This is a genomic window from Klebsiella sp. ZJOU C1 (genome assembly GCF_035620215.1).
Taxonomy (GTDB): domain Bacteria; phylum Pseudomonadota; class Gammaproteobacteria; order Enterobacterales; family Enterobacteriaceae; genus Klebsiella; species Klebsiella variicola.
Genome location: NZ_CP141644.1, coordinates 4,634,048 through 4,658,682, shown reverse-complemented (window position 1 = coordinate 4,658,682; position 24,635 = coordinate 4,634,048). Strand labels below are relative to the sequence as shown.

The window sequence follows — 24,635 nt, the reverse complement described above, 5'->3', positions numbered from 1 at the left end:
AGCGCTTAAAATAATTGGCTGTGACGAGGTGCAGCAATAATTAACGGTTTGTGCGCTTAAGTTATCAATTCATGCGGCTAAATATTTTTACAGGGATATAAAAAAGGGAGGCGATAATGCCTCCCACTGTCGATTATTTAATCCCGTCGGCTTTCATGCGATCGCGAATATGCTGGGCGCGAGCTTCGGAGGCCGGGTGATCGTCAAACATAGAGCTCTGACGACCGGCTTCCAGCTTGGCCAGTTTTTCGAAGCTGGTGGCCAGTCCCGACGGATTGATGCCGCGCTTACGCAACAGGTCATAAGAGTAGTCATCCGCTTCCGATTCCTGACGCTGGGAGAACTGCGAGTTCACCAGTTTTTCGCCTAAATCGCCCAGCTGCGACTGCGACAGGCTGCCGACGATGCCGCCGGCGGAGGCCGCCGCCGCACGCACGGCGTTGGTCCCCAGCGCGACCTGCATGCCTTTCTTCACGTGGCCCAGCGCAACGTGACCCATTTCGTGGCCGATAACCGCTTCAACTTCATTATCGTTCATCATGTCCATCAGCCCGCTGTAAACGCGGATGCAGCCGTTCGCCATCGCGAAGGCGTTCACATCCTTGGTCTCATAGACCTTGTAGTTCACTGGCTGGCCATTGATGTTATCGCCCAGCGCGGTCGCGATTTTGCTCAAACGCTGGCTGTATTCACTGCTGGCCGGGGCGATTTTCGCTTTGGCGTCCATCTCTTTACAGGCCTGGTCGCTTAAGGTTTTCACCTGCGCGTCGCTGAGGGAGTACGCCTGGAAGGCTTCGGCGCCTGAGCTGAGCAGACCATTGGAGTCCATGTTCTGACATCCGGTGAGGGTTGCTGCGATCCCAAGAGCAAGTACGGTTGAGCGAATTTTCATTTTTTTATCTTCCACAATCTTATGGTTGTTTATCCGACAATACGGCGACGGCAGGGAACCGTATTCTGCGTAAATTATAAAGAGTATCGCAGGATGCGGGCGAGCGGATTCCGGGGTAGCACAACCTGTTCCAGAGATTTCTTAAAGGGCAAAAGGATGCTCCATGTACATGACTTGTCGCTTGGGTTACATTGTTCACACTTTTTTCCGGCGTAGCCCAAAACGCGCTCTCGTCAAGTCGTTAAGGGCATGGCCTTCAACAGTCCGAACTGGAGTCAAAATGTCCTCACGTAAAGAGCTTGCTAACGCTATTCGTGCGCTGAGCATGGACGCTGTACAGAAAGCCAAATCCGGCCACCCGGGGGCCCCGATGGGTATGGCTGACATTGCCGAAGTGCTGTGGCGTGATTTCCTGAACCATAACCCGAACAATCCGGCCTGGGCTGACCGTGACCGTTTTGTGTTGTCAAATGGCCATGGTTCGATGCTGATTTACAGCCTGCTGCACCTCACTGGCTACGATCTGCCGATTGAAGAGCTGAAAAACTTCCGCCAGCTGCACTCCAAAACCCCGGGTCACCCGGAAGTCGGCTACACCGCGGGCGTGGAAACCACCACCGGTCCGCTGGGCCAGGGTATCGCTAACGCGGTCGGGATGGCTATTGCCGAGAAAACTCTGGCGGCGCAGTTCAACCGTCCGGGCCACGATATCGTCGACCACTACACCTACGCCTTCATGGGCGACGGCTGCATGATGGAAGGCATTTCTCACGAAGTGTGCTCCCTGGCCGGGACCCTGAAGCTGGGCAAACTGGTGGCCTTCTATGATGACAACGGCATCTCCATCGACGGCCACGTTGAAGGCTGGTTCACCGACGATACCGCGAAACGCTTTGAAGCCTACGGCTGGCACGTGGTGCGCGGCGTGGACGGTCACGACGCTGACGCCATCAAACGCGCAGTAGAAGAAGCGCGTGCGGTCACCGACAAACCGTCCCTGCTGATGTGCAAAACCATCATTGGTTTTGGTTCGCCGAACAAAGCCGGTACCCACGACTCCCACGGCGCACCGCTGGGCGACGCAGAAATCGCGCTGACCCGCGAAGCGCTGGGCTGGAAACACGCGCCGTTTGACATCCCGTCTGACATCTATGCGCAGTGGGATGCCAAAGAAGCCGGCCAGGCGAAAGAAGCGGCGTGGAATGAGAAGTTTGCTGCCTACGCGAAAGCCTTCCCGCAGGAAGCGGCCGAATTCACCCGTCGTATGAAAGGTGAGATGCCGTCTGACTTCGACGCCAAAGCTAACGAGTTCATCGCGAAGCTGCAGGCTAACCCGGCGAAAATCGCCAGCCGTAAAGCGTCGCAGAATGCTATCGAAGCCTTCGGCCCGCTGCTGCCGGAATTCCTCGGCGGCTCCGCTGACCTGGCGCCGTCCAACCTGACCCTGTGGTCTGGTTCTAAGCCGATCAACGAAGACACCGCGGGTAACTACATTCATTACGGCGTGCGTGAATTCGGTATGACCGCTATCGCCAACGGTATCGCGCTGCACGGCGGTTTCCTGCCGTACACCTCCACCTTCCTGATGTTCGTGGAATACGCGCGTAATGCGGTACGTATGGCCGCGCTGATGAAACAGCGTCAGGTGATGGTCTACACCCACGACTCCATCGGTCTGGGTGAAGACGGCCCGACTCACCAGCCGGTAGAGCAGGTGGCTTCCCTGCGCGTGACGCCGAACATGTCCACCTGGCGTCCGTGTGACCAGGTTGAATCCGCGATTGCGTGGAAATATGGCGTAGAGCGTCAGGACGGCCCGACCGCGCTGATCCTCTCCCGTCAGAACCTGGCGCAGCAGGAGCGTACCGCAGAGCAGCTGGCGAACGTCGCTCGCGGCGGTTACGTGCTGAAAGATTGTGCCGGCCAGCCGGAGCTGATCTTCATCGCCACCGGTTCCGAAGTAGAGCTGGCGGTTGCCGCGTGGGACAAACTGACTGCCGAAGGCGTGAAGGCGCGCGTGGTCTCCATGCCGTCCACCGACGCGTTCGACAAGCAGGATGCCGCTTATCGTGAATCCGTACTGCCGAAAGCCGTTTCTGCCCGCGTCGCGGTAGAAGCCGGTATCGCGGACTACTGGTTCAAATACGTTGGCCTGAACGGCGCTATCGTTGGCATGACCACCTTCGGTGAGTCTGCGCCGGCTGAGCAGCTGTTCGAAGAGTTCGGCTTCACCGTCGACAACGTGGTCGCTAAAGCGAAAGCGCTGCTGTAATGGCTGGTACGGTGCGGGCTGATGCCCTCACCCCAACCCTCTCCCACAGGAGAGGGTGCAAACACCAAAAACGGTAACCCCTGGGTTACCGTTTTGCTGTTACCTCGCCACCCGGCTTTTTGTATGCACTATTCTTCGAACATGTAACCGCCCTGTGAATTATTCCAAAAGAAATGTGACACAAGTCATATAGCTGGTTTATTGCGCTGGACAAACATTCCTTTTATTCCTTGTTTCGCTTATTCTAGCTGAAGCGTTTCAGTCGTTTAAATGTTCGACAATTAATCAATCAGTCGCAGTTTGCAGCTGGTAAGGTTCCCCTCAGAGCGTTGCTGGATTACTCTGTCAGCCACCTCAAAAAAGGGTCAGCCTTGCAGGAGATCTATGACCATTCGCATCGCGATTAATGGCTTCGGTCGTATTGGACGTAACGTGGTTCGTGCGCTATATGAGTCCGGGCGTCGTGCGGAAATCACCGTGGTGGCAATCAATGAGCTGGCGGATGCGGCAGGGATCGCGCATTTGTTGAAATATGATACCAGCCATGGCCGCTTCGCCTGGGATGTCCGTCAGGAGCGCGAACAGCTGTTTGTTGGCGATGATGCCATCCGCCTGCTACACGAGCCGACCATTGCGGCGCTGCCGTGGCGCGAGCTGGCGGTAGACGTGGTGCTCGACTGCACCGGCGTATACGGGAGTCGTGAACACGGCGAAGCCCATCTGCAGGCTGGCGCGAAGAAAGTGCTCTTCTCCCATCCTGGCGGCAACGATCTCGACGCGACGGTGGTCTATGGCGTCAATCAGGATGAGCTCCGCGCCGAGCACCGCATTGTCTCCAACGCCTCCTGCACCACCAACTGCATTATTCCGATCATTAAACTGTTAGATGATGCCTATGGCATTGAGTCCGGCACCGTCACCACCATTCATTCGGCGATGCATGACCAGCAGGTGATTGACGCCTACCATCCGGATCTGCGGCGTACCCGCGCGGCCAGCCAGTCGATCATTCCGGTGGATACCAAACTGGCGGCAGGGATCACCCGTATTTTCCCGCAGTTTAATGACCGTTTTGAAGCGATTGCCGTGCGGGTGCCGACGATAAACGTGACGGCAATTGACCTGAGCGTGACGGTGAAAAAACCGGTAAAAGCATGTGAAGTCAACCAGTTGCTGCAAAAAGCAGCACAAGGTGCATTTCATGGTATAGTTGACTATACGGAATTACCGTTGGTCTCGACAGATTTTAACCACGATCCGCACAGTGCTATTGTTGATGGCACGCAAACCCGGGTCAGTGGCGCGCATCTGATCAAAACGCTGGTCTGGTGCGATAACGAATGGGGCTTTGCTAACCGAATGCTCGACACGACGTTAGCGATGGCGGCTATTGGTTTCAGGTTCGACGCGTAAACGTCGACAAAACTTTATGAATCAACGAGAGGATTCACCATGTCTGTAATTAAGATGACCGATCTGGATCTGGCTGGTAAACGCGTTTTTATCCGTGCGGATCTGAACGTACCAGTTAAAGACGGGAAAGTAACCAGCGACGCACGTATCCGTGCATCTCTGCCGACCATTGAACTGGCGCTGAAGCAGGGCGCGAAAGTCATGGTTACTTCTCACCTGGGTCGTCCGACCGAAGGCGAGTACAACGAAGAATTCTCTCTGCTGCCGGTTGTTAATTACCTGAAAGACAAACTGTCCAACCCGGTACGTCTGGTTAAAGACTACCTGGATGGCGTGGAAGTGGCTGCCGGTGAGCTGGTGGTTCTGGAAAACGTTCGCTTCAACAAAGGCGAGAAAAAAGACGACGAAGCGCTGTCCAAAAAATACGCCGCGCTGTGCGACGTGTTCGTGATGGATGCTTTCGGTACTGCGCACCGCGCGCAGGCTTCCACCCACGGCATCGGCAAATTTGCTGACGTGGCGTGCGCAGGCCCGCTGCTGGCCGCTGAACTGGACGCGCTGGGTAAAGCGCTGAAAGAGCCGGCTCGTCCGATGGTCGCTATCGTGGGTGGTTCTAAAGTGTCCACCAAACTGACCGTGCTGGATTCCCTGTCTAAAATCGCTGACCAGCTGATCGTCGGCGGCGGTATCGCCAACACCTTCGTTGCTGCCCAGGGCCACAACGTCGGTAAATCCCTGTACGAAGCAGACCTGGTTGATGAAGCTAAGCGCCTGCTGAGCACCTGTGATATCCCGGTTCCGACTGACGTTCGCGTCGCGACCGAGTTCTCCGAAACCGCAACGGCAACCCTGAAATCTGTTAACGACATCAAAGATGACGAGCAGATTCTGGACCTTGGCGACGTTTCCGCACAGAAACTGGCCGACATCCTGAAAAACGCCAAAACCATCCTGTGGAACGGCCCGGTTGGCGTATTCGAATTCCCGAACTTCCGTAAAGGGACTGAAATCGTGGCTAACGCTATCGCGGACAGCGAAGGTTTCTCCATCGCCGGCGGCGGTGACACCCTGGCAGCGATCGACCTGTTCGGCATCGCTGACAAAATCTCCTACATCTCCACTGGCGGCGGCGCATTCCTTGAATTCGTCGAAGGCAAAGTCCTGCCGGCAGTAGCGATGCTCGAAGAGCGCGCTAAGCAGTAATTCAGTTCAGGCGGGGAAACCCGCCTGTTTTTCAGCGCGCTTAAGGGCTCGCGAACCTTCTTCAACGGTCGAAGATACAGATACAGGACTAAGTAACATGTCTAAAATTTTTGATTTCGTAAAACCGGGCGTCATCACTGGCGACGACGTTCAGAAAGTGTTCCAGGTAGCGAAAGAAAACAACTTTGCACTGCCGGCGGTAAACTGCGTAGGTACTGACTCCATCAACGCCGTTCTGGAAGCTGCTGCGAAAGTTCGCTCTCCGGTTATCGTTCAGTTCTCTAACGGCGGCGCCGCGTTCATCGCAGGTAAAGGCGTGAAAACTGACGTTCCTCAGGGTGCTGCTATCCTCGGCGCTATCTCTGGCGCGCACCACGTGCACCAGATGGCTGAGCACTACGGCGTGCCGGTTATCCTGCACACTGACCACTGCGCGAAGAAACTGCTGCCGTGGATCGACGGTCTGCTGGACGCCGGTGAAAAACACTTCGCTGCTACCGGTAAACCGCTGTTCTCTTCTCACATGATCGACCTGTCTGAAGAGTCCCTGCACGAAAACATCGAAATCTGCTCTAAATACCTGGCGCGCATGGCCAAAATGGACATGACCCTGGAAATCGAACTGGGTTGCACCGGCGGCGAAGAAGACGGCGTGGACAACAGCCACATGGACGCTTCCGCCCTGTACACTCAGCCGGAAGATGTGGATTACGCCTACACCGAGCTGAGCAAAATCAGCCCGCGCTTCACCATTGCCGCTTCCTTCGGTAACGTACACGGCGTGTACAAACCGGGTAACGTGGTTCTGACTCCGACCATCCTGCGCGACTCTCAGGAATATGTTTCCAAGAAACACAACCTGCCGCACAACAGCCTGAACTTCGTCTTCCACGGCGGTTCCGGTTCTTCCGCTCAGGAAATCAAAGACTCCGTCAGCTACGGCGTAGTGAAAATGAACATCGATACCGACACCCAATGGGCGACCTGGGACGGTATCCTGCAGTACTACAAAACTAACGAAGCTTACCTGCAGGGCCAGCTGGGCAACCCGAAAGGCGAAGACCAGCCGAACAAGAAATACTACGATCCGCGCGTATGGCTGCGTGCTGCACAGACTTCCATGGTGACCCGTCTGGAGCAGGCATTTAAAGAGCTGAACGCGATCGACGTTCTGTAAGAAAAATCTGTTTCTTACCCTGAAGCCCGCAGCAATGCGGGCTTTTTTATTACTTTAACAACAGGATAGCGTGCAGGAAAACTGTGATCCATTTGGCAAAACGTGCACTTATTGTTTACCCTATAACCTGACTGCCCTGTTGCAGGCTGAGTTATTTACTTCCCCGTTCGGGGATTCATAAGGAATGTTAAATGGAAGATTTGAACGTTGTCGATAGCATCAACAACGCCGGGACGTGGCTGGCACGCAACCAGGAGCTGCTGCTGAGCTATGCCGTCAACATCGTGGCGGCGATCGTTATCCTGGTCATCGGGATGATCGTGGCGCGCATCGTCTCTAACACCGTCAACCGCCTGATGCTGGCGCGTAAGATTGATGCCACCGTTGCTGATTTTCTCTCGGCGCTGGTGCGTTACGCGGTTATCGCCTTCACCCTGATTGCCGCCCTGGGCCGGGTAGGCGTGCAGACCGCCTCGGTCATTGCTGTGCTGGGTGCCGCCGGTTTGGCGGTGGGTTTAGCACTGCAGGGATCGCTGTCGAACCTTGCCGCAGGCGTACTACTGGTGATGTTCCGCCCGTTCCGCGCGGGTGAATATGTCGATCTCGGCGGTATCGCCGGCACCGTGCAGAACGTGCAGATTTTCTCCACCACCCTGCGTACCGCAGATGGCAAAATCGTGGTGGTGCCGAATGGCAAAATCATCGCCGGCAACATCATTAACTTCTCCCGCGAACCGGCGCGCCGCAATGAGTTTATCATTGGCGTATCCTACGATGCTGATATCGACAAGGTGAAGCAGCTGCTGACCTCGATTATCGAATCTGACGATCGTATTCTGCGCGATCGCGAAATGACCGTACGCCTGAACGAACTTGGCGCCTCATCGGTGAACTTCGTGGTTCGCGTGTGGAGCAAAAGCAGCGATCTGCAAAACGTCTACTGGGACGTGCTGGAGCGTATTAAGCGTGATTTCGACGCTAACGGCATCAGTTTCCCGTATCCGCAGATGGATGTTCATGTGGTACAACTGCCGGAAAAAGCAGAGTAAATCATCACTGACAGAGTCAGGCCGGCCATGCCGGCCTTTTTTAATGGCTCACTATTAGCTTAGCTTATTAATCATTAATACTTTCAATTTCCGCTAATAATCCATTCGCGTTATAGTCAGCGCCACTCTCGAACACAGCGGAAAAATCCTTATGTTTACCTATTACTTTCAGGGCCTTGCCCTGGGAGCGGCAATGATTTTGCCGCTTGGCCCGCAAAATGCTTTTGTGATGAATCAGGGGATCCGTCGTCAGTATCACCTGATGATTGCCCTGCTGTGCGCGGTCAGCGACTTGCTGTTGATCTGCGCCGGTATTTTTGGCGGTAGCGCGCTGCTGATGCAATCCCCATGGCTGCTGGCGATAGTGACCTGGGGCGGCGTGGCCTTTTTGTTGTGGTATGGCTTCGGCGCACTGAAAACGGCGTTCAGTCAGAATCTTGAGCTCGCCAGCGCCGAGGTGATGCAGCAGGGGCGCTGGAAAATCATTATAACTATGCTGGCGGTCACCTGGCTGAACCCGCACGTTTACCTGGATACCTTTGTGGTGCTGGGCAGCCTGGGAGGGCAGCTGGCGGTGGAGCCGAAGCGCTGGTTTGCGCTGGGGACCATTAGCGCCTCTTTCCTGTGGTTCTTTGGCCTGGCGCTGTTAGCCGCCTGGCTGGCGCCGCGGCTGCGTACCGCCAAAGCCCAGCGGATCATCAATATTGTGGTCGGCGCCGTCATGTGGTTTATTGCGTTTCAGCTGGCAAAAGAGGGCGTCGGCCATATCCTGGCGTTGCTCAACTAAGCGTTGTCCGATGGACTTTCCTGCTGTACGCGCTAAGCTTGCTGGCATGCGTCCCGTAAGGGCGATTTAAGTAACATGGAGAAACGACAGTGAAGTTAAAAGTCTTAGCCCTGGCGGCAACACTCGGATTTAGCACGATGGCGGTACAGGCCAGCGAATTGCCGGACGGTCCGCACATTGTGACTTCAGGCACAGCAAGCGTTGCGGCGGTTCCGGATATCGCTACCCTGGCGATCGAAGTGAACGTCGCGGCAAAAGATGCCGCATCGGCGAAAAAACAGGCTGACGATCGTGTTGCGCAATACCTCTCTTTCCTCGAAAAGAGCGGCATTGCGAAAAAAGACATCAACTCGGCGAATCTGCGTACCCAACCTGATTACGACTATCAGAACGGGAAAAGCATTCTCAAAGGCTATCGGGCGGTGCGCACCGTGGAAGTGACGTTGCGCCAGCTGGATAAACTTAACGGCCTGCTGGACGGCGCGCTGAAGGCGGGACTGAACGAAATCCGCTCCGTTTCGCTGGGCGTTGCGCAACCGGATGCCTACAAAGATAAGGCACGTAAAGCGGCGATCGATGACGCGGTGCATCAGGCACAGGAGCTGGCGGCTGGCTTCCACAGCAAGCTGGGGCCGGTCTACAGCGTGCGCTACCACGTCTCCAACTATCAGCCGAGCCCGATGGTGCGTATGATGAAGGCCGCTGACGCTGCGCCGGTTTCAGCCCAGGAAACCTACGAGCAGGCGACTATCCAGTTTGACGACCAGGTTGACGTGGTCTTTGAGCTGCAGCCAGCTCAGGCCGCCGCGCCAGCCGCGCCGGCGAAACCGGCGGAAGAGCCGAAACCAGCGCAGTAAGCGATAGAAACAAAAAAGCCACTTCCGGGAAGTGGCTTTTTTTATGCCGGGGATTTAATCCTGACGCAGCACTTTGTGGCCGTAATCAATAAGCGCATCGGTCACCCGGCGCATCATGCGGCTTTCCGGCGCAAAGCGGTGCCAGTACAGCATACGACGCTGGAACAGACCGGGCGTGAGGTCAATAAGCTCGCCGCTTTTCAGCTCTTTTTCGATTTGCAGATGCGGGATCATACAGCAGGTAGTGCCCTGGCGCGCCAGCTGCACGAAGGCTTCTGATGAGTTAACGATGTGGCAGGGGACGCTACCCGGCGGCAGGTCGAAGTTTTGCTGCAGGAACGCCTGATGCATATCGTCCAGATGATCAAAGGCGACGACCGGCGCTTTCAGCAGCGCAGAACGCGTCACGCCGTTCGGGAAATAGCGTTGCGCAAACTCTTTTGAGGCGACAAACAGGTAATCGAGCGCGCCGAGCTGATCCACCAGACAGCTTGGCAGCGCCTGCGGCTGGATACTCACTGCGCCCACCACTTCCCCACGGCGCAAGCGCTCCTGGGTGCGGGTTTCATCTTCCACCTGCAGGTTAAGACGAATAGGGGAGTCTGACAGAACATTGGCCAGCGCCGGCAGCAGCCAGGTGGCCAGACTGTCGGCGTTCACCGCCAGCGACAACAGCAGCGGCGTGGAGCCGGTCTGCTCGTCGCCCAGCCACTCTTCTTCCAGCAGTTCAACCTGGCGTAACAGGGCCAGCAGCTTTTGCCCCTGCTCGGTGGGGCGTGGCGGCACGGTGCGCACCAGCAGCGGCTGACCGAACATATTTTCCAGCTGCTTAATACGCTGTGAGACGGCGGACTGGGTAATACATAGCTTCTGCGCGGCGCGCTCAAATCCTCGTTCCCTAATCACCGCATCCAGCGCTTGTAGTGTCCTGTAGTCCGGTCGTTTCATTATTCTGGCGTGCCCCCATAACTAATCGTTATCTCGCACTATGACATAAATTTTTATTTGATACAGACGAAATTGGTCTGCTCAGTTGTGTGATCTGCATCGCAGGGACATTTCCACTGTCGATGTTCTATAATGCGCCACAGGCATTCACATCTCGGACCATAATTATGACGCAGGATGAACTGAAAAAAGCAGTAGGTTGGGCGGCGCTGCAATACGTACAGCCAGGGACCATTGTCGGCGTAGGTACCGGCTCGACGGCGGCCCATTTTATTGACGCGCTGGGCACGATGAAGGGGCAGATTGAAGGCGCGGTCTCCAGCTCCGATGCCTCTACCGAAAAGCTCAAAAGCCTCGGGATCCCCGTCTTCGATCTCAACAGCGTCGATCGCCTGGGGATCTATGTTGATGGCGCGGATGAGATCAACGGCCATATGCAAATGATCAAAGGCGGCGGCGCGGCGCTGACCCGTGAGAAGATCATCGCTTCGGTCGCCGATAAATTTATCTGCATCGCCGATGCCTCCAAGCAGGTTGATATTCTCGGCGCATTCCCGCTGCCGGTTGAAGTCATTCCGATGGCGCGCAGCGCCGTCGCGCGTCAACTGGTCAAGCTGGGCGGTCGTCCGGAGTACCGTCAGGGCGTGGTGACCGATAACGGCAACGTCATCCTGGACGTGCATGGCCTGGAAATTCTTGATGCTGTCGCGCTGGAGAATGCCATCAACGGCATCCCTGGCGTCGTGACCGTAGGGCTGTTCGCCAACCGCGGGGCCGACGTGGCACTGATCGGTACGGCCGATGGCGTGAAAACCATCGTAAAATAGTCTGTCCGCAGGGAGCCAGTCGGCTCCCTCGCAAATATTTTTTCACCTGGTGCAATTTGGTGACTTCTGTCACATTTATGCAACCATTCTGATTAACACGCTACCATTAATCTTCTTTCTGGTGTTTTGTCCTGTCATTTCCCTCTGGATGACATTTCTTCAGGACGGCGACGCAAACGTTCATATTGCCGCGATAGTTTTTTTTGATATGTTGCTGAGACGAACTTTCGTTCAGCACGACATCAGTTAAGACAAAACAGGACGGGGAAATGGCTAAGGTATCACTGGAAAAAGACAAGATTAAATTTCTGCTGGTTGAAGGTGTGCATCAAAAGGCAATCGATAGCCTTCGCGCAGCAGGTTACACCAACATTGAATTTCATAAAGGCGCGCTGGACTCCGAACAGCTGAAAGCGTCGATCCGTGATGCCCATTTCATCGGCCTGCGTTCCCGTACCCATCTGACTGAAGAGATTTTCGCCGCGGCGGAAAAACTGGTTGCCGTGGGTTGCTTCTGCATCGGTACCAACCAGGTCGATCTGAACGCCGCCGCGAAGCGCGGTATTCCGGTGTTTAACGCGCCATTCTCGAATACCCGTTCGGTGGCCGAGCTGGTCATCGGTGAGCTGCTGCTGCTGCTGCGCGGCGTGCCGGAAGCCAACGCCAAGGCGCATCGCGGCGTATGGAATAAGCTGGCGGTCGGCAGCTTTGAAGCGCGCGGCAAGAAACTGGGGATTATCGGTTACGGCCATATCGGTACCCAGCTCGGCATTCTGGCGGAATCGCTGGGGATGCATGTCTTCTTCTATGATATTGAAAATAAACTGCCGCTCGGCAACGCCACCCAGGTTCAGCATCTCTCCGACCTGCTGAACATGAGCGATGTGGTCAGCCTGCACGTTCCGGAAAACGCCTCCACCAAAAACATGATGGGTGCGGAAGAGCTGGCGCTGATGAAGCCGGGCGCGCTGCTGATCAACGCCTCCCGCGGTACCGTGGTGGATATTCCGGCGCTATGCGATGCGCTGGCGAGTAAGCATCTGGCCGGGGCGGCTATCGACGTCTTCCCGACAGAACCCGCCACCAACAGCGACCCCTTCACTTCGCCACTGTGCGAGTTTGATAACGTGATCCTGACTCCGCATATCGGCGGTTCGACCCAGGAAGCGCAGGAGAACATCGGTCTGGAAGTGGCTGGCAAGCTGGCGAAGTACTCTGACAACGGGTCAACCCTGTCGGCAGTTAACTTCCCGGAAGTTTCTCTGCCGCTGCATGGCGGCCGCCGTCTGCTGCATATCCATGAGAACCGGCCGGGCGTCCTGACCGCCATCAACCAGATCTTCGCCGCGCAGAGCATCAACATTGCCGCGCAGTATCTGCAAACGTCGCCGCAGATGGGCTACGTGGTTATTGATATTGAAGCGGAAGAAGATGTTGCCCAGCAGGCGCTGCAGGCAATGAAAGCGATCCCGGGGACTATCCGCGCCCGTCTGCTGTTCTAATTATTTTTGCCTCTCGGGCAGGTCGCGTACCTGCCCGTTTTTTTGTTAATACTTTCCAGGCTGAAATTCTCGTCCTCGCGTACCTACCAACTCCAGGTTTTTCCCGGGGTGATCACCGCTGGTAACGGGATATCCCACTCTTCGCTTGGCAGACTATCCACCTGCTGGCAGTCGTGCGCGTAGCCTACCGGCTGCAGGCGATACTGCTGCCAGTTTTGCAGCGTCCGGTCGTAAAAACCGCCGCCCATTCCCAGCCGTTGGCCACTGCCATCGAAGGCCACCAGCGGGGTCACCAGCACATCGAGTTCAGCGAGCGGCAGTACGTCCCGCACATCGAGCTTCGGTTCGCGGATTTTCAGGCGATTCACTATCAGTTGGCTCTGTGGATGGTAGTGTAAAAACAACAGGTTTCCGGGGCTAAACGGATGCAGCACCGGGAGATACACCCGTTTGCCGGCGCGCCAGAGCTGGTCGATCAGCGGCTGGGTGTCCAGCTCGCCGTCAAAGGAGAGGAACAGCGCCACGGTATGAGCGAGTACGACCGGCGGCCAGGCCATCATCCGCTCCGCGGCCTGTTGGGCAAACAGGCGCTGTTGCTCCGGGCTGAGCGCGCGGCGACGCTCGCGGATCTGCTGGCGAATATGCTGTCTGGAGAGCGGGATATCAGGCTGTAGGGTCATACAGGTCTCATTACGAGCAAGCGAAACAGTACGAGGAAGTGTAATACAGGGCGGCAGCAGCCGAAAACAGGAGTGTTGGGATAATGCGAACTAAAGAAGGGAATCTCCGAGATGCCGCCGCAGGCTGTAACCCTTGAACCCTTGGTTCAAGGTGAATGTGTCGTCACAGTTTTAAGGCTTCTCGGACGAACCGAGCATGCTCACCAACCGTGGAGCGCCACATTCTTGTGGTATGAAATATCGGCTCAGGGGACTGGCCCGCTTGCAAACATCTCAGAGAAATTTTGTTCTGGAATTACTCTAACACAGTTAACTGCAAAGTGTTATTCAAACTTTGACCCTGGTCTTTCGCTTATGCGACCTTGCTCAAGCAATGCCTGTTCAATGGTCTGCTGAAGCATCCGAATGCGCTGCTCCATGCTCGAAGCGTAGTCGCGGGTCTTCGCTTTTTCCTGAGTCAACTCATAGCTGATGTTCAACGCGGCGATGAAGACCAGCTGCTCAGTATTTGTGACTCTAGTGCGTTCTTTTAAATCTTGCAACCGCTGATTAAGGTCTTCAGCTGCCTGATTCAGGGCATCCCTTTGTTCAGGCGGGCAATTCACTCGCAGTGAACGGCCGAAAATTTGGAGATCTACGGGTTGTGCAGACATGCCACCTTCCTGCTGATTGACTGCGCTGCCTTCACATCCGAGCCTGGGTCTGCGAAGGGGCGACACTATAGCTACCCTGGTGCAGGGATACAAGCCCTTTTCTGGTTCACCAGGGTCCAAAGTGGTAGCATATCATGAATATTCCTCCCAACGATGACGAATGCGCATGTCTATACAGAACGAAATGCCTGGTTACAACGATGTAGACCAGTTACTGAACCAACAAGGGGTCGGCCTCACCCCAGCCGAAATGCACGGTTTGATCAGCGGATTGCTGTGCGGCGGCAACACGGACAGCAGCTGGCTGCCGCTGGTGCACGACCTGACCAACGAAGGGCTCGCCTTTGGTCATGAACTGGCCCAGGCGCTGCGTAACATGCATTCCGCCATCAGCGATTCACTGGATGACGACGGTTTCCTCTTTCAACTGTATCTACCGGAAGGCGATGCGGTAAGCGTCTTCGACCGCGCCGACGCTCTCGCCGGTTGGGTCAACCATTTCCTGCTCGGCCTTGGCGTCAGCCAACCGAAGCTGGATAAAGTGAAAGACGAGACCGGGGAAGCGATTGACGATCTGCGTAATATTGCCCAGCTGGGCTACGATGAAGACGAAGATCAGGAAGAGCTGGAGATGTCTCTGGAGGAGATTATCGAGTATGTCCGCGTTGCCGCACTGCTGTGCCACGACACTTTTTCTCGTCAGCAGCCAACCGCACCGGAAGTCCGCAAACCGACATTACACTAACTAAAATTCGTTCAGGGGGCGTCATGACTCAGCAGGAATTTCTCTCGCGTCGCCAGGCGCTGCTGGCGCAGATGCAGCCAGGCAGCGCGGCGCTGATTTTCGCCGCACCGGAAGCGGTGCGTAGCGCAGATTCGGAATATCCCTACCGGCAGAACAGCGATTTTTGGTACTTCACCGGCTTCAACGAACCGGAAGCGCTGCTGGTGTTGATTAAAAGCGATGAAACGCACAATCATAGCGTGCTGTTTAACCGGGTTCGCGATCTGACCGCTGAGATCTGGTTCGGTCGCCGTCTGGGTCAGGATGCCGCGCCGGCGAAGCTCGGTGTGGATCGTGCGCTGGCGTTTAGCGAAATCAACCAGCAGCTGTATCAGCTGCTCAACGGCCTGGATGCTATCTACTTCGCCCAGGGCGAATATGCCTATGCCGATGAGATTGTGTTTAACGCCCTCGAAAAACTGCGCAAAGGCTCGCGCCAGAATCTGCAGGCGCCAAACTCGGTCATCGACTGGCGGCCCATCGTGCATGAGATGCGCCTGTTTAAATCTGCGGAAGAGCTGGCAGTGATGCGCCGCGCCGGCGAAATTTCCGCCCTTGCCCATACCCGGGCGATGGAAAAATGTCGCCCTGGCATATTCGAGTATCAGCTGGAAGGCGAAATTCTCCATGAATTCAACCGCCACGGCGCGCGTTTCCCGTCCTATAACACCATCGTTGGCGGCGGCGAAAACGGCTGCATTCTGCACTACACCGAAAACGAATCCGAGCTGCGCGATGGCGATTTAGTGCTGATTGACGCCGGCTGCGAATACCGCGGCTATGCGGGCGATATCACCCGCACCTTCCCGGTTAACGGTAAATTCAGCAAGCCGCAGCGTGAAATCTACGACATCGTGCTGGAGTCGCTGGAAACCGCGCTGGAGCTTTATCGTCCGGGCACCTCCATTTATGAAGTTAATCAGGAAGTGGTGCGCATTATGATTACCGGCCTGGTGCGGCTGGGGATCCTGAAAGGCGAGATTGACGAGCTCATCGCCAACAACGCCCACCGCCCGTACTTTATGCATGGCCTGAGCCACTGGTTGGGGCTGGATGTGCACGATGTCGGTAATTACGACACCGACCGTTCGCGGGTACTGGAACCGGGAATGGTGCTGACCGTCGAGCCGGGACTGTATATCGCCACCGATGCCGACGTGCCGGCCCAATATCGCGGCATCGGCATTCGTATTGAAGATGACATCGTCATTACCGAAGACGGCAACGAAAATCTCACCGCCAGCGTGGTGAAGAAGGCGGATGAGATCGAGGCGCTGATGGCGGCGGCGTGCCAGTCATGAGCGTGCTGATTGTCGGCGGCGGGATGACCGGCGCGACGCTCGCGCTGGCCATCTCCCGTTTGACCGGCGGTGCGCTGCCGGTTCATCTGATTGAAGCGCAGGATCCGGCGTCGTCACGCCACCCAGGTTTTGACGATCGGGCGATCGCCCTGGCTGCGGGCACCTGCCAGCAGCTGGCGCGCATCGGTATCTGGCAGAACCTTGCTAAACGAGCGACGCCTATCCAGCGGGTACACGTCAGCGACCGCGGCCATGCCGGGTTTGTAAACCTGGCGGCGGCCGATTACGGCCTGTCGGCGCTGGGGCAGGTGGTTGAACTCCACGATGTCGGCCAGCGGCTGTTTAGCCTGCTGCGCGAGGCGCCGGGCGTCACCCTGCACTGTCCGGCGAAAGTGGAAGCGGTCAGCCGCAGCCAGGATAGCGTCAGCCTCACCCTTGATAGCGGCGAAACGATCAACGGTAAGCTGCTGGTGGCGGCAGATGGTTCGCGTTCGTCGCTGGGCGCCCGCTGCGGCATTAGCTGGCAGCAGCAGCCCTATGAGCAACTGGCGATTATCGCCAACGTTAGCACCGCGTTGCCGCACGAAGGCCGCGCCTTCGAGCGCTTTACCGAGCACGGTCCGCTGGCGATGCTGCCGATGTCGCAAGGGCGCTGTTCGCTGGTGTGGTGCCATCCGCAGTCGCGGCGCGACGAGGTGCTGAGCTGGTCTGACGAACGTTTTTGCCAACAATTACAGCAGGCGTTCGGCTGGCGGCTTGGGCGCATTACCCATGCCGGTAAGCGTAGTGTTTATCCGCTGGCGTTAACCACCGCTATCCGTTCGGTGTCGCACCGTCTGGCGCTGGTCGGCAACGCGGCGCAGACATTACACCCGATCGCCGGGCAGGGCTTTAACCTCGGCCTGCGCGACGTGATGAGCCTGGCGGAGATGCTTGCCGATGCGCACGTGGCCCGCGACGATGTGGGCGATTATTCCCTGCTGTGCCGCTACCAGGCACGGCGGGCAGGTGATAAAGCCGCCACTATCGGTGTCACCGATGGGCTGGTGCATCTGTTTGCCAACCGTTGGGCGCCGCTGGTGGCGGGGCGCAACGTCGGTCTGATGGCCATGGACTTAATTACCCCGGCGCGCGATGCGCTGGCGCAGCGTACCCTCGGTTGGGTTCCCCGTTAAGGAGTAAAACGTGCAAAGTGTTGATGTTGCCATTGTTGGCGGTGGAATGGTGGGACTGGCGGTAGCCTGCGGTTTACAGGGCAGCGGCCTGCGCGTCGCGGTGCTGGAGAAAGCTGCGCCGCAGCCTCTGGCCGCCGATGCGCCGCCGGCGCTGCGCGTTTCGGCGATCAATGCCGCCAGCGAAAAGTTGCTGACTAAGCTGGATGTCTGGCGCGAGATCGTCGCCCAGCGCGCCAGCTGCTATCACGGTATGGAAGTGTGGGACAAAGACAGCTTCGGCCGCATTAGCTTCGATGACCAGAGCATGGGCTTTAGCCATCTGGGCCATATTATTGAAAATGCCGTGGTGCATCACGCATTGTGGCAGAAAGCGCAGCGCTGCGCTGACGTCACCCTGCTGGCGCCTGCGGAACTACAGCAGGTGGCGTGGGGTGAAAACGAAGCCTTTCTCAGCCTGCAGGACGGCAGCATGTTGACCGCGAGGTTGGTGGTGGGCGCTGATGGCGCGAATTCATGGCTGCGTAATAAGGCCGATATTCCGCTGACCTTCTGGGATTACCACCATCATGCGCTGGTGGCGACGATTCGCACCGCTGAGCCGCATCAGGCGGTGGCACGCCAGGCGTTCCATGGCGAGGGTATTCTGGCCTTCCTGCCGCTCAGCGATCCGCACCTGTGCTCGATCGTCTGGTCGCTATCGCCAGCGGAAGCGAAGCGGATGCAGGAGGCTGATGAAGCCACCTTCAACCAGGCGCTGAATATCGCCTTCGATAATTGCCTCGGCCTCTGCCAGCTGGCAAGCGAACGTGAAGTCTTCCCGCTGACCGGCCGCTATGCCCGTCAGTTCGCCGCCCACCGCCTGGCGCTGGTCGGCGATGCCGCGCATACCATCCACCCGCTGGCCGGGCAGGGGGTGAACCTTGGCTTTATGGACGCCGCCGAGCTTATCGACGAGTTGAGGCGCCTGCATGCGCAGGGGAAAGATATCGGCCAGCATTTGTACCTGCGCCGCTATGAGCGCAGCCGCAAACACAGCGCCGCGCTGATGCTGGCGGGTATGCAGGGGTTCCGCGAAATGTTCTCCGGCAGCCATCCGGCGAAGAAATTCCTCCGCGACATGGGACTCAAACTGGCCGATTCGCTGCCTGGCGTAAAACCGCAGCTGATTCGTCAGGCGATGGGCCTCAACGATCTCCCCGCCTGGTTACGTTAACCCCGTCACACTTCTTTTACCCGGCCTGCGTGCCGGGTTTTCTCCCTCATTTGAAATATTCTAATTTCACCTCTTTTTTCGCATTAGTTTTATTAATGCGCTCTTTTTTTTGTTAAAGAAATTAGGCCCGTAAAATCGCATAAAACACCATCATTACCTTATCGATGAAAGCTTGATGTTAATTTTATGTGGCATAAATCGCTTTTTTCCAGTCAATAACTCTGTAGGCTTTTCGGCGGATTTTAGTCATAAGCTAATGTGATGCCCTGAATGAGCTTATGGTTTAGCGCCGGGTTCGGTGGTAAGTTCAGGCAAAAGAGAACGTTTGCGTCGGCGTCCGTCAGCGGTGCCGTCGCCGAATTTCGTGGCGCAAAATCGCCGACAATCTCGTGGCTGGTTCCGTTTTATTCGATGAGGAAAAGATGGCTCAACAGACTCCGTTGTATGAACAACACACGCTATGCGGCGCTCGCATGGTGGATTTCCATGGCTGGATGATGCCGCTGCATTACGGATCCCAGATTGATGAGCACCATGCGGTGCGCGGCGATGCAGGGATGTTCGATGTGTCGCATATGACCATCGTCGATTTCCACGGCAGCCGGATCCGCGAGTTCTTGCGCTATTTGCTGGCCAACGATGTGGCGAAGCTGACCACCCCAGGCAAAGCGCTCTACACGGGAATGCTTACCGCCTCCGCTGGCGTCATCGATGACCTGATTGTCTATTTCCTTTCTGAAGATTATTTCCGCCTCGTTGTTAACTCCGCCACCCGCGAAAAAGACCTCGCCTGGATCTCCGAGCAAGCTGAGCCTTACGGCCTTGAAATTACCGTTCGCGACGATCTGTCGCTGATCGCGGTGCAGGGCCCCCAGGCGAAAGCGAAGGCGGCGACGCTGTTTACTGATGCGCAGCGTCAGGCCGTGGAAGGCATGAAGCCGTTCTTTGGCGTGCAGTCCGGCGACCTGTTTATCGCCACCACCGGTTATACCGGCGAAGCGGGCTATGAAATTGCGATGCCGAACGAGCAGGCCGCTGATTTCTGGCGCGGTCTGCTGGATGCCGGCGTTAAGCCGTGCGGTCTCGGCGCGCGTGACACCCTACGCCTGGAGGCCGGGATGAACCTGTATGGCCAGGAGATGGACGAAGGCGTCTCCCCGCTGGCGGCGAACATGGGCTGGACTATCGCCTGGGAGCCCGCCGATCGTAACTTTATCGGTCGCGAAGCGCTGGAGATGCAGCGCGAAAAAGGCACCGAGCAGATGGTGGGCCTGGTGATGACCGAGAAAGGCGTCCTGCGCGGCGGCCTGCCGGTCCGTTTTACCGATAGCGACGGTAATCAAAAAGAAGGCATTATCACCAGCGGCACCTTCTCGCCGACCCTGGGCTACAGCATCGCGCTGGCGCGCGTGCCGGCCGGGATTGGCGACACCGCGGTGGTGCAAATTCGTAACCGTGAAATGCCGGTAAAAGTGACTAAACCTGGTTTTGTACGCAATGGCAAAGCCATTGTGTGATTTCCCTTTTTTGGAGATGAATTGATGAGCAACGTACCAGCAGAACTGAAATACAGCAAAGAACACGAATGGCTGCGTAAAGAAGCGGACGGCACCTATACCGTCGGGATCACCGAGCATGCGCAGGAGCTGCTGGGCGACATGGTTTTCGTTGACCTGCCGGAAGTGGGCGCCACCGTTGAAGCGGGCGCCGATTGCGCCGTTGCTGAATCCGTGAAAGCGGCTTCTGATATCTACGCGCCGATTAGCGGTGAAATCGTTGCCGTCAACGAAGAGCTGAACGACTCGCCGGAACTGGTCAACAGCGACCCGTACAGCGACGGCTGGATCTTCAAAATTAAAGCCAGCGACGAAGCGCAGGTTGCCGCGCTGCTGGATGCGACCGCTTATGAAGCTCTGTTAGAAGACGAATAAATACGCTTCATCCTTCACGCTGCAGGGGCGTTGGCTTCCTGGCTCCCCCCGGTCACTTACTTTTGTAAGCTCCCGGGGAGTCGCTGTGTCGCCGCCTTCCTGCAACGCGAATGATTTTGCGTATTCTGGCCCGGTAAGCATCAGCGCTTGCCGGGCAAACCAGTCAGACAATCACGATTCACCGCACGTTTCAGGAACCATCGCTCATGACTCAGACTTTAAGTCAGCTTGAAAACCGCGACGCCTTTATTGAACGTCACATTGGCCCGGACGCTCAGCAGCAGCAAGAGATGCTGAAGACCGTCGGCGCGGATTCGCTTAACGCCCTGATTGGCCAGATTGTGCCGCAGGATATCCAGCTGGCGACCCCACCGCAGGTGGGCGACGCGACTACCGAATTCGCCGCGCTGGCGGAGCTGAAGGCGATTGCCGGTCGCAACAAGCGCTTCAAGTCTTACATCGGCATGGGCTACACCGCCGTGCAGCTGCCGCCGGTCATTCAGCGCAACATGCTGGAAAACCCGGGCTGGTATACCGCCTATACCCCTTACCAGCCGGAAGTCTCCCAGGGCCGTCTGGAATCGCTGCTCAACTTCCAGCAGGTCACGCTGGATCTGACCGGGCTGGATATCGCTTCCGCTTCGCTGCTCGATGAAGCCACCGCCGCCGCCGAAGCGATGGCGATGGCCAAACGCGTCAGTAAACTGAAGAACGCCAACCGTTTCTTCGTTGCCGCCGATGTCCATCCGCAAACCCTGGACGTGGTGCGCACCCGTGCGGAAACTTTCGGCTTCGACGTGATCGTCGATGACGCCGACAAAGTGCTCGATCACCAGGATGTCTTTGGCGTGCTGCTGCAGCAGGTTGGCACCACCGGTGAAATCCACGATTACAGTAAACTGATCGCCGAGCTGAAAGCGCGCAAAGTGATTGTCAGCGTCGCCGCCGACTTTATGGCGCTGGTGCTGCTGACGGCGCCGGGCAAGCAGGGCGCCGATATTGTCTTCGGTTCCGCTCAACGTTTCGGCGTGCCGATGGGCTATGGCGGCCCGCACGCGGCCTTCTTCGCGGCGAAAGATGAATTCAAACGCTCCATGCCGGGCCGTATTATCGGCGTATCGAAAGATGCGGCGGGTAATACCGCGCTGCGCATGGCGATGCAGACTCGCGAGCAGCACATCCGCCGCGAGAAAGCGAACTCCAACATTTGTACCTCGCAGGTCCTGCTGGCCAACATCGCCAGCCTGTACGCGGTTTTCCACGGCCCGGCGGGCCTGAAACGTATCGCTGGCCGCATTCATCGCCTGACCGACATTCTGGCCGACGGCCTGCAGAAGAAAGGGCTGAAGCTGCGCCATGCGCACTACTTCGACACCCTTTGCGTCGAAGTGGCGGATAAAGCCGCGGTGCTGGCGCGTGCCGAAGCGCTGCAGATTAACCTGCGTAGCGATATTCACGGCGCGGTTGGCATTACGCTCGATGAAGCGACCACCCGCGAAGATGTGCTGAACCTGTTCCGCGCCATCGTCGGCGACGATCACGGTCTGGATATCGATACCCTGGATAAAGACGTGGCGCTGGATAGCCGTTCGATCCCGGCGGCGATGCTGCGTGACGATGCGATCCTCACCCATCCGGTGTTTAACCGCTACCATAGCGAAACCGAGATGATGCGCTACATGCACGCGCTGGAGCGTAAAGATCTGGCGCTGAACCAGGCAATGATCCCGCTGGGATCCTGCACCATGAAACTGAACGCCGCGGCGGAAATGATCCCGATCACCTGGCCGGAATTTGCCGAGCTGCACCCGTTCTGCCCGGTCGAGCAGGCGGAAGGTTATCATCAGATGATCGCCCAGCTTTCTGACTGGCTGGTTAAACTAACCGGCTATGACGCCGTCTGTATGCAGCCGAACTCCGGCGCGCAGGGCGAGTATGCTGGCCTGCTGGCGATTCGCCACTATCACGAAAGCCGCAACGAAGGCCATCGCGATATCTGCCTGATCCCAAGCTCCGCGCACGGCACTAACCCGGCTTCCGCGCAGATGGCGGGTATGCAGGTAGTGGTCGTTGCCTGCGATAAAAACGGCAACATCGATCTTGCCGATCTGCGTGAAAAAGCAGAGCAGGCAGGGGCGAATCTCTCCTGCATCATGGTCACCTATCCGTCGACCCACGGCGTGTATGAAGAGACCATCCGTGAAGTGTGCGAGATAGTGCACCAGTTCGGCGGCCAGGTTTACCTCGATGGCGCCAACATGAACGCCCAGGTCGGGATCACTTCTCCGGGCTTTATCGGCGCTGACGTTTCGCACCTCAACCTGCATAAAACCTTCTGCATTCCGCACGGCGGTGGCGGTCCGGGTATGGGCCCTATCGGCGTGAAAGCGCACCTGGCGCCGTTTGTACCGGGCCACAGCGTGGTACAAATTGAAGGCATGCTGACCCGCCAGGGCGCGGTTTCCGCCGCGCCGTTCGGCAGCGCTTCCATTCTGCCGATCAGCTGGATGTATATCCGCATGATGGGCGCGGAAGGCCTGAAGCAGGCGAGCCAGAACGCGATTCTCAACGCCAACTATATCGCTACCCGGCTGAAAGAGGCTTACCCGGTGCTCTATACCGGTCGCGATGGTCGCGTGGCGCACGAATGTATTCTTGATATTCGTCCGCTGAAAGAAGAGACCGGCATTAGCGAGCTGGATATTGCTAAACGCCTGATCGACTTTGGTTTCCATGCGCCGACCATGTCCTTCCCGGTTGCCGGGACGCTGATGGTTGAGCCGACAGAATCGGAAAGCAAGGTAGAGCTGGACCGCTTTATTGACGCCATGCTGGCGATCCGCGCGGAAATCGACCGCGTCAAAGCCGGTGAATGGCCGCTGGAAGACAACCCGCTGGTGAACGCGCCGCACACCCAGGGTGAGCTGGTGAGCGAGTGGAACCATCCGTACAGCCGCGAGCTGGCGGTATTCCCGGCTGGGTTGCACAACAAGTACTGGCCGACGGTGAAACGTCTGGATGATGTCTACGGCGACCGCAACCTGTTCTGCTCCTGCGTGCCGATGAGCGAATACCAGTAAGTGGTGAATTAGCTAAACTTTTAAAGGCGCTGCGGCGCCTTTATTTTTTGGAGAGAAGGTATGGCGATAGCTCTGATTAGCGGCGCGAGCCGCGGCATAGGCCGGGCGACGGCGCTGCTGCTGGCGCAGGAAGGGTATACCGTCGCGGTTAATTATCATCACAACATTAACGCCGCCACCGAAGTGGTCAATACCATTGTTGAATCTGGCGGCAAAGCCACGGCGCTGCGGGCGGATATCAGCGATGAAGCGCAGGTGATGGCGATGTTTGAGGCGGTTGACCGCATGGGCGAACCGTTGACGGCATTGGTCAACAATGCCGGGATCCTGTTTACCCAATGTACGGTGGAGAGCCTGAGCGCTGAGCGTATTAACCGCGTGCTGGTCACCAACGTCACCGGCTACTTCCTCTGTTGTCGTGAGGCGGTAAAGCGCATGGCGCATCGGCATGGCGGCAAGGGCGGGGCGATAGTTAACGTGTCGTCGGCGGCCTCGCGCCTTGGCGCGCCGGGCGAGTACGTTGACTATGCCGCCTCAAAAGGGGCGGTAGATACCCTGACCACCGGGCTGGCGCTGGAAGTGGCGGCGCAAGGGATCCGGGTGAACGGCGTGCGTCCGGGGCTGATTTATACCGAGATGCATGCTTCCGGCGGCGAACCGGGACGCGTGGACCGGGTAAAAAATTCGCTACCGATGCAGCGCGGCGGCCAGCCGGAAGAGGTCGCTCAGGCCATTGCCTGGCTGCTGAGCGACAAAGCGTCGTATGTGACGGGCAGCTTCCTCGAACTGGCGGGCGGTAAATAACCCGTAGATGTCTATTGCCCGGCGGCGCTGCGCTTGCCGGGCCTACAGGGTAACCTTCCCGGATGGCGGCTACGCCTTATCCGGGCT

At 57.3% G+C, this 24,635-nt stretch carries 21 protein-coding genes and 1 other RNA gene; 17 read left to right on the top strand and 5 right to left on the bottom strand.

All coding sequences use genetic code 11. From position 1 onward, the window contains the following. Window positions 1-133: 133 nt before the first annotated feature. On the bottom strand, window positions 134-892 hold the full coding sequence (locus SPE70_RS22265) for a metalloprotease LoiP (protein WP_064170007.1): 759 nt from the start codon (window positions 890-892) through the stop codon (window positions 134-136). A gap of 280 nt (window positions 893-1,172) precedes the next feature. On the opposite strand from SPE70_RS22265, the gene tkt reads away from it, so the two are divergent. From tkt to SPE70_RS22230, 7 genes are all read left to right on the top strand, one after another. Then, entirely contained in the window at window positions 1,173-3,164 is a 1,992-nt protein-coding gene (gene tkt, locus SPE70_RS22260) for a transketolase (protein ID WP_012540573.1), read from the top strand. A 384-nt stretch (window positions 3,165-3,548) separates the two neighbouring features. Continuing rightward, a complete protein-coding gene (gene epd / locus SPE70_RS22255; protein WP_004205289.1) occupies window positions 3,549-4,577 on the top strand; it encodes an erythrose-4-phosphate dehydrogenase in 1,029 nt (342 codons plus the stop codon). Between the two features lie 39 nt (window positions 4,578-4,616). Beyond that, window positions 4,617-5,780 (top strand): phosphoglycerate kinase, encoded by a 1,164-nt coding sequence (pgk, locus tag SPE70_RS22250; protein WP_008806453.1) that lies wholly within the window; start codon window positions 4,617-4,619, stop codon window positions 5,778-5,780. Between the two features lie 97 nt (window positions 5,781-5,877). Then, the gene (gene fbaA / locus SPE70_RS22245) at window positions 5,878-6,957 is read left to right on the top strand and encodes a class II fructose-bisphosphate aldolase (protein ID WP_008806452.1); all 1,080 of its coding nucleotides are present in this window, start codon (window positions 5,878-5,880) and stop codon (window positions 6,955-6,957) included. A 191-nt stretch (window positions 6,958-7,148) separates the two neighbouring features. Further along, entirely contained in the window at window positions 7,149-8,006 is an 858-nt protein-coding gene (locus tag SPE70_RS22240; RefSeq protein WP_012967232.1) for a small-conductance mechanosensitive channel MscS, read from the top strand. A gap of 151 nt (window positions 8,007-8,157) precedes the next feature. Then, window positions 8,158-8,793: an arginine exporter ArgO gene (gene argO / locus SPE70_RS22235; protein WP_008806450.1), complete on the top strand. Its 636-nt coding sequence runs from the start codon at window positions 8,158-8,160 to the stop codon at window positions 8,791-8,793. 89 nt (window positions 8,794-8,882) lie between these two features. Further along, a complete protein-coding gene (locus SPE70_RS22230; protein WP_038421789.1) occupies window positions 8,883-9,650 on the top strand; it encodes an oxidative stress defense protein in 768 nt (255 codons plus the stop codon). Between the two features lie 54 nt (window positions 9,651-9,704). Here SPE70_RS22230 and argP read toward each other — a convergent pair whose 3' ends face one another. Further along, window positions 9,705-10,598 (bottom strand): DNA-binding transcriptional regulator ArgP, encoded by an 894-nt coding sequence (gene argP / locus SPE70_RS22225; RefSeq protein WP_008806448.1) that lies wholly within the window; start codon window positions 10,596-10,598, stop codon window positions 9,705-9,707. Between the two features lie 167 nt (window positions 10,599-10,765). On the opposite strand from argP, the gene rpiA reads away from it, so the two are divergent. Beyond that, complete coding sequence (gene rpiA / locus SPE70_RS22220) at window positions 10,766-11,425, top strand: ribose-5-phosphate isomerase RpiA (RefSeq protein WP_008806447.1); 660 nt, start codon at window positions 10,766-10,768, stop codon at window positions 11,423-11,425. 269 nt (window positions 11,426-11,694) lie between these two features. Then, entirely contained in the window at window positions 11,695-12,927 is a 1,233-nt protein-coding gene (gene serA / locus SPE70_RS22215) for a phosphoglycerate dehydrogenase (protein ID WP_008806446.1), read from the top strand. 83 nt (window positions 12,928-13,010) lie between these two features. Here the strand turns inward: serA and SPE70_RS22210 are convergent, their stop codons facing one another. The 3 genes from SPE70_RS22210 to zapA form a co-directional block, all read right to left on the bottom strand. Then, window positions 13,011-13,607, bottom strand: coding sequence for a 5-formyltetrahydrofolate cyclo-ligase (locus SPE70_RS22210; RefSeq protein ID WP_049008741.1), 597 nt, complete (start codon window positions 13,605-13,607; stop codon window positions 13,011-13,013). Window positions 13,608-13,706: 99 nt separating this feature from the next. Continuing rightward, window positions 13,707-13,890, bottom strand: a non-coding RNA gene (ssrS, locus tag SPE70_RS22205) — 6S RNA. Between the two features lie 40 nt (window positions 13,891-13,930). Beyond that, a complete protein-coding gene (gene zapA / locus SPE70_RS22200; RefSeq protein ID WP_004205298.1) occupies window positions 13,931-14,260 on the bottom strand; it encodes a cell division protein ZapA in 330 nt (109 codons plus the stop codon). A gap of 166 nt (window positions 14,261-14,426) precedes the next feature. Here zapA and SPE70_RS22195 point away from each other — a divergent pair, with 166 nt between their 5' ends. The 8 genes from SPE70_RS22195 to SPE70_RS22160 all read left to right on the top strand — a co-directional run bounded on the left by SPE70_RS22195 (window position 14,427) and on the right by SPE70_RS22160 (window position 24,548). Next, a complete protein-coding gene (locus tag SPE70_RS22195) occupies window positions 14,427-15,005 on the top strand; it encodes a YecA/YgfB family protein (RefSeq protein WP_008806444.1) in 579 nt (192 codons plus the stop codon). A gap of 23 nt (window positions 15,006-15,028) precedes the next feature. Continuing rightward, window positions 15,029-16,345: a Xaa-Pro aminopeptidase gene (pepP, locus tag SPE70_RS22190; RefSeq protein WP_012967236.1), complete on the top strand. Its 1,317-nt coding sequence runs from the start codon at window positions 15,029-15,031 to the stop codon at window positions 16,343-16,345. Further along, window positions 16,342-17,520 (top strand): 2-octaprenyl-6-methoxyphenyl hydroxylase, encoded by a 1,179-nt coding sequence (ubiH, locus tag SPE70_RS22185; RefSeq protein ID WP_012967237.1) that lies wholly within the window; start codon window positions 16,342-16,344, stop codon window positions 17,518-17,520. Before pepP ends, ubiH begins: the two co-directional genes overlap by 4 nt. 10 nt (window positions 17,521-17,530) lie before the next feature. Further along, on the top strand, window positions 17,531-18,733 hold the full coding sequence (ubiI, locus tag SPE70_RS22180) for an FAD-dependent 2-octaprenylphenol hydroxylase (protein WP_012540581.1): 1,203 nt from the start codon (window positions 17,531-17,533) through the stop codon (window positions 18,731-18,733). A 422-nt stretch (window positions 18,734-19,155) separates the two neighbouring features. Continuing rightward, window positions 19,156-20,250 (top strand): glycine cleavage system aminomethyltransferase GcvT, encoded by a 1,095-nt coding sequence (gcvT, locus tag SPE70_RS22175; RefSeq protein ID WP_012967238.1) that lies wholly within the window; start codon window positions 19,156-19,158, stop codon window positions 20,248-20,250. 24 nt (window positions 20,251-20,274) lie between these two features. After that, window positions 20,275-20,664: a glycine cleavage system protein GcvH gene (gene gcvH / locus SPE70_RS22170; protein WP_008806439.1), complete on the top strand. Its 390-nt coding sequence runs from the start codon at window positions 20,275-20,277 to the stop codon at window positions 20,662-20,664. A 206-nt stretch (window positions 20,665-20,870) separates the two neighbouring features. After that, the gene (gene gcvP / locus SPE70_RS22165) at window positions 20,871-23,744 is read left to right on the top strand and encodes an aminomethyl-transferring glycine dehydrogenase (RefSeq protein ID WP_012540583.1); all 2,874 of its coding nucleotides are present in this window, start codon (window positions 20,871-20,873) and stop codon (window positions 23,742-23,744) included. Between the two features lie 60 nt (window positions 23,745-23,804). Next, entirely contained in the window at window positions 23,805-24,548 is a 744-nt protein-coding gene (locus SPE70_RS22160; RefSeq protein ID WP_114500636.1) for an SDR family oxidoreductase, read from the top strand. Window positions 24,549-24,635 lie beyond the last annotated feature (87 nt).

Coding starts and splice junctions, on each gene's coding strand:
- SPE70_RS22265 (WP_064170007.1), bottom strand. CDS start 892: ATGAAAATTCGCTCAACCGTACTTGCTCTTGGGATCGCAGCAACCCTC.
- tkt (WP_012540573.1), top strand. CDS start 1,173: ATGTCCTCACGTAAAGAGCTTGCTAACGCTATTCGTGCGCTGAGCATG.
- epd (WP_004205289.1), top strand. CDS start 3,549: ATGACCATTCGCATCGCGATTAATGGCTTCGGTCGTATTGGACGTAAC.
- pgk (WP_008806453.1), top strand. CDS start 4,617: ATGTCTGTAATTAAGATGACCGATCTGGATCTGGCTGGTAAACGCGTT.
- fbaA (WP_008806452.1), top strand. CDS start 5,878: ATGTCTAAAATTTTTGATTTCGTAAAACCGGGCGTCATCACTGGCGAC.
- SPE70_RS22240 (WP_012967232.1), top strand. CDS start 7,149: ATGGAAGATTTGAACGTTGTCGATAGCATCAACAACGCCGGGACGTGG.
- argO (WP_008806450.1), top strand. CDS start 8,158: ATGTTTACCTATTACTTTCAGGGCCTTGCCCTGGGAGCGGCAATGATT.
- argP (WP_008806448.1), bottom strand. CDS start 10,598: ATGAAACGACCGGACTACAGGACACTACAAGCGCTGGATGCGGTGATT.
- rpiA (WP_008806447.1), top strand. CDS start 10,766: ATGACGCAGGATGAACTGAAAAAAGCAGTAGGTTGGGCGGCGCTGCAA.
- serA (WP_008806446.1), top strand. CDS start 11,695: ATGGCTAAGGTATCACTGGAAAAAGACAAGATTAAATTTCTGCTGGTT.
- SPE70_RS22210 (WP_049008741.1), bottom strand. CDS start 13,607: ATGACCCTACAGCCTGATATCCCGCTCTCCAGACAGCATATTCGCCAG.
- zapA (WP_004205298.1), bottom strand. CDS start 14,260: ATGTCTGCACAACCCGTAGATCTCCAAATTTTCGGCCGTTCACTGCGA.
- SPE70_RS22195 (WP_008806444.1), top strand. CDS start 14,427: ATGTCTATACAGAACGAAATGCCTGGTTACAACGATGTAGACCAGTTA.
- pepP (WP_012967236.1), top strand. CDS start 15,029: ATGACTCAGCAGGAATTTCTCTCGCGTCGCCAGGCGCTGCTGGCGCAG.
- ubiH (WP_012967237.1), top strand. CDS start 16,342: ATGAGCGTGCTGATTGTCGGCGGCGGGATGACCGGCGCGACGCTCGCG.
- gcvT (WP_012967238.1), top strand. CDS start 19,156: ATGGCTCAACAGACTCCGTTGTATGAACAACACACGCTATGCGGCGCT.
- gcvH (WP_008806439.1), top strand. CDS start 20,275: ATGAGCAACGTACCAGCAGAACTGAAATACAGCAAAGAACACGAATGG.
- gcvP (WP_012540583.1), top strand. CDS start 20,871: ATGACTCAGACTTTAAGTCAGCTTGAAAACCGCGACGCCTTTATTGAA.
- SPE70_RS22160 (WP_114500636.1), top strand. CDS start 23,805: ATGGCGATAGCTCTGATTAGCGGCGCGAGCCGCGGCATAGGCCGGGCG.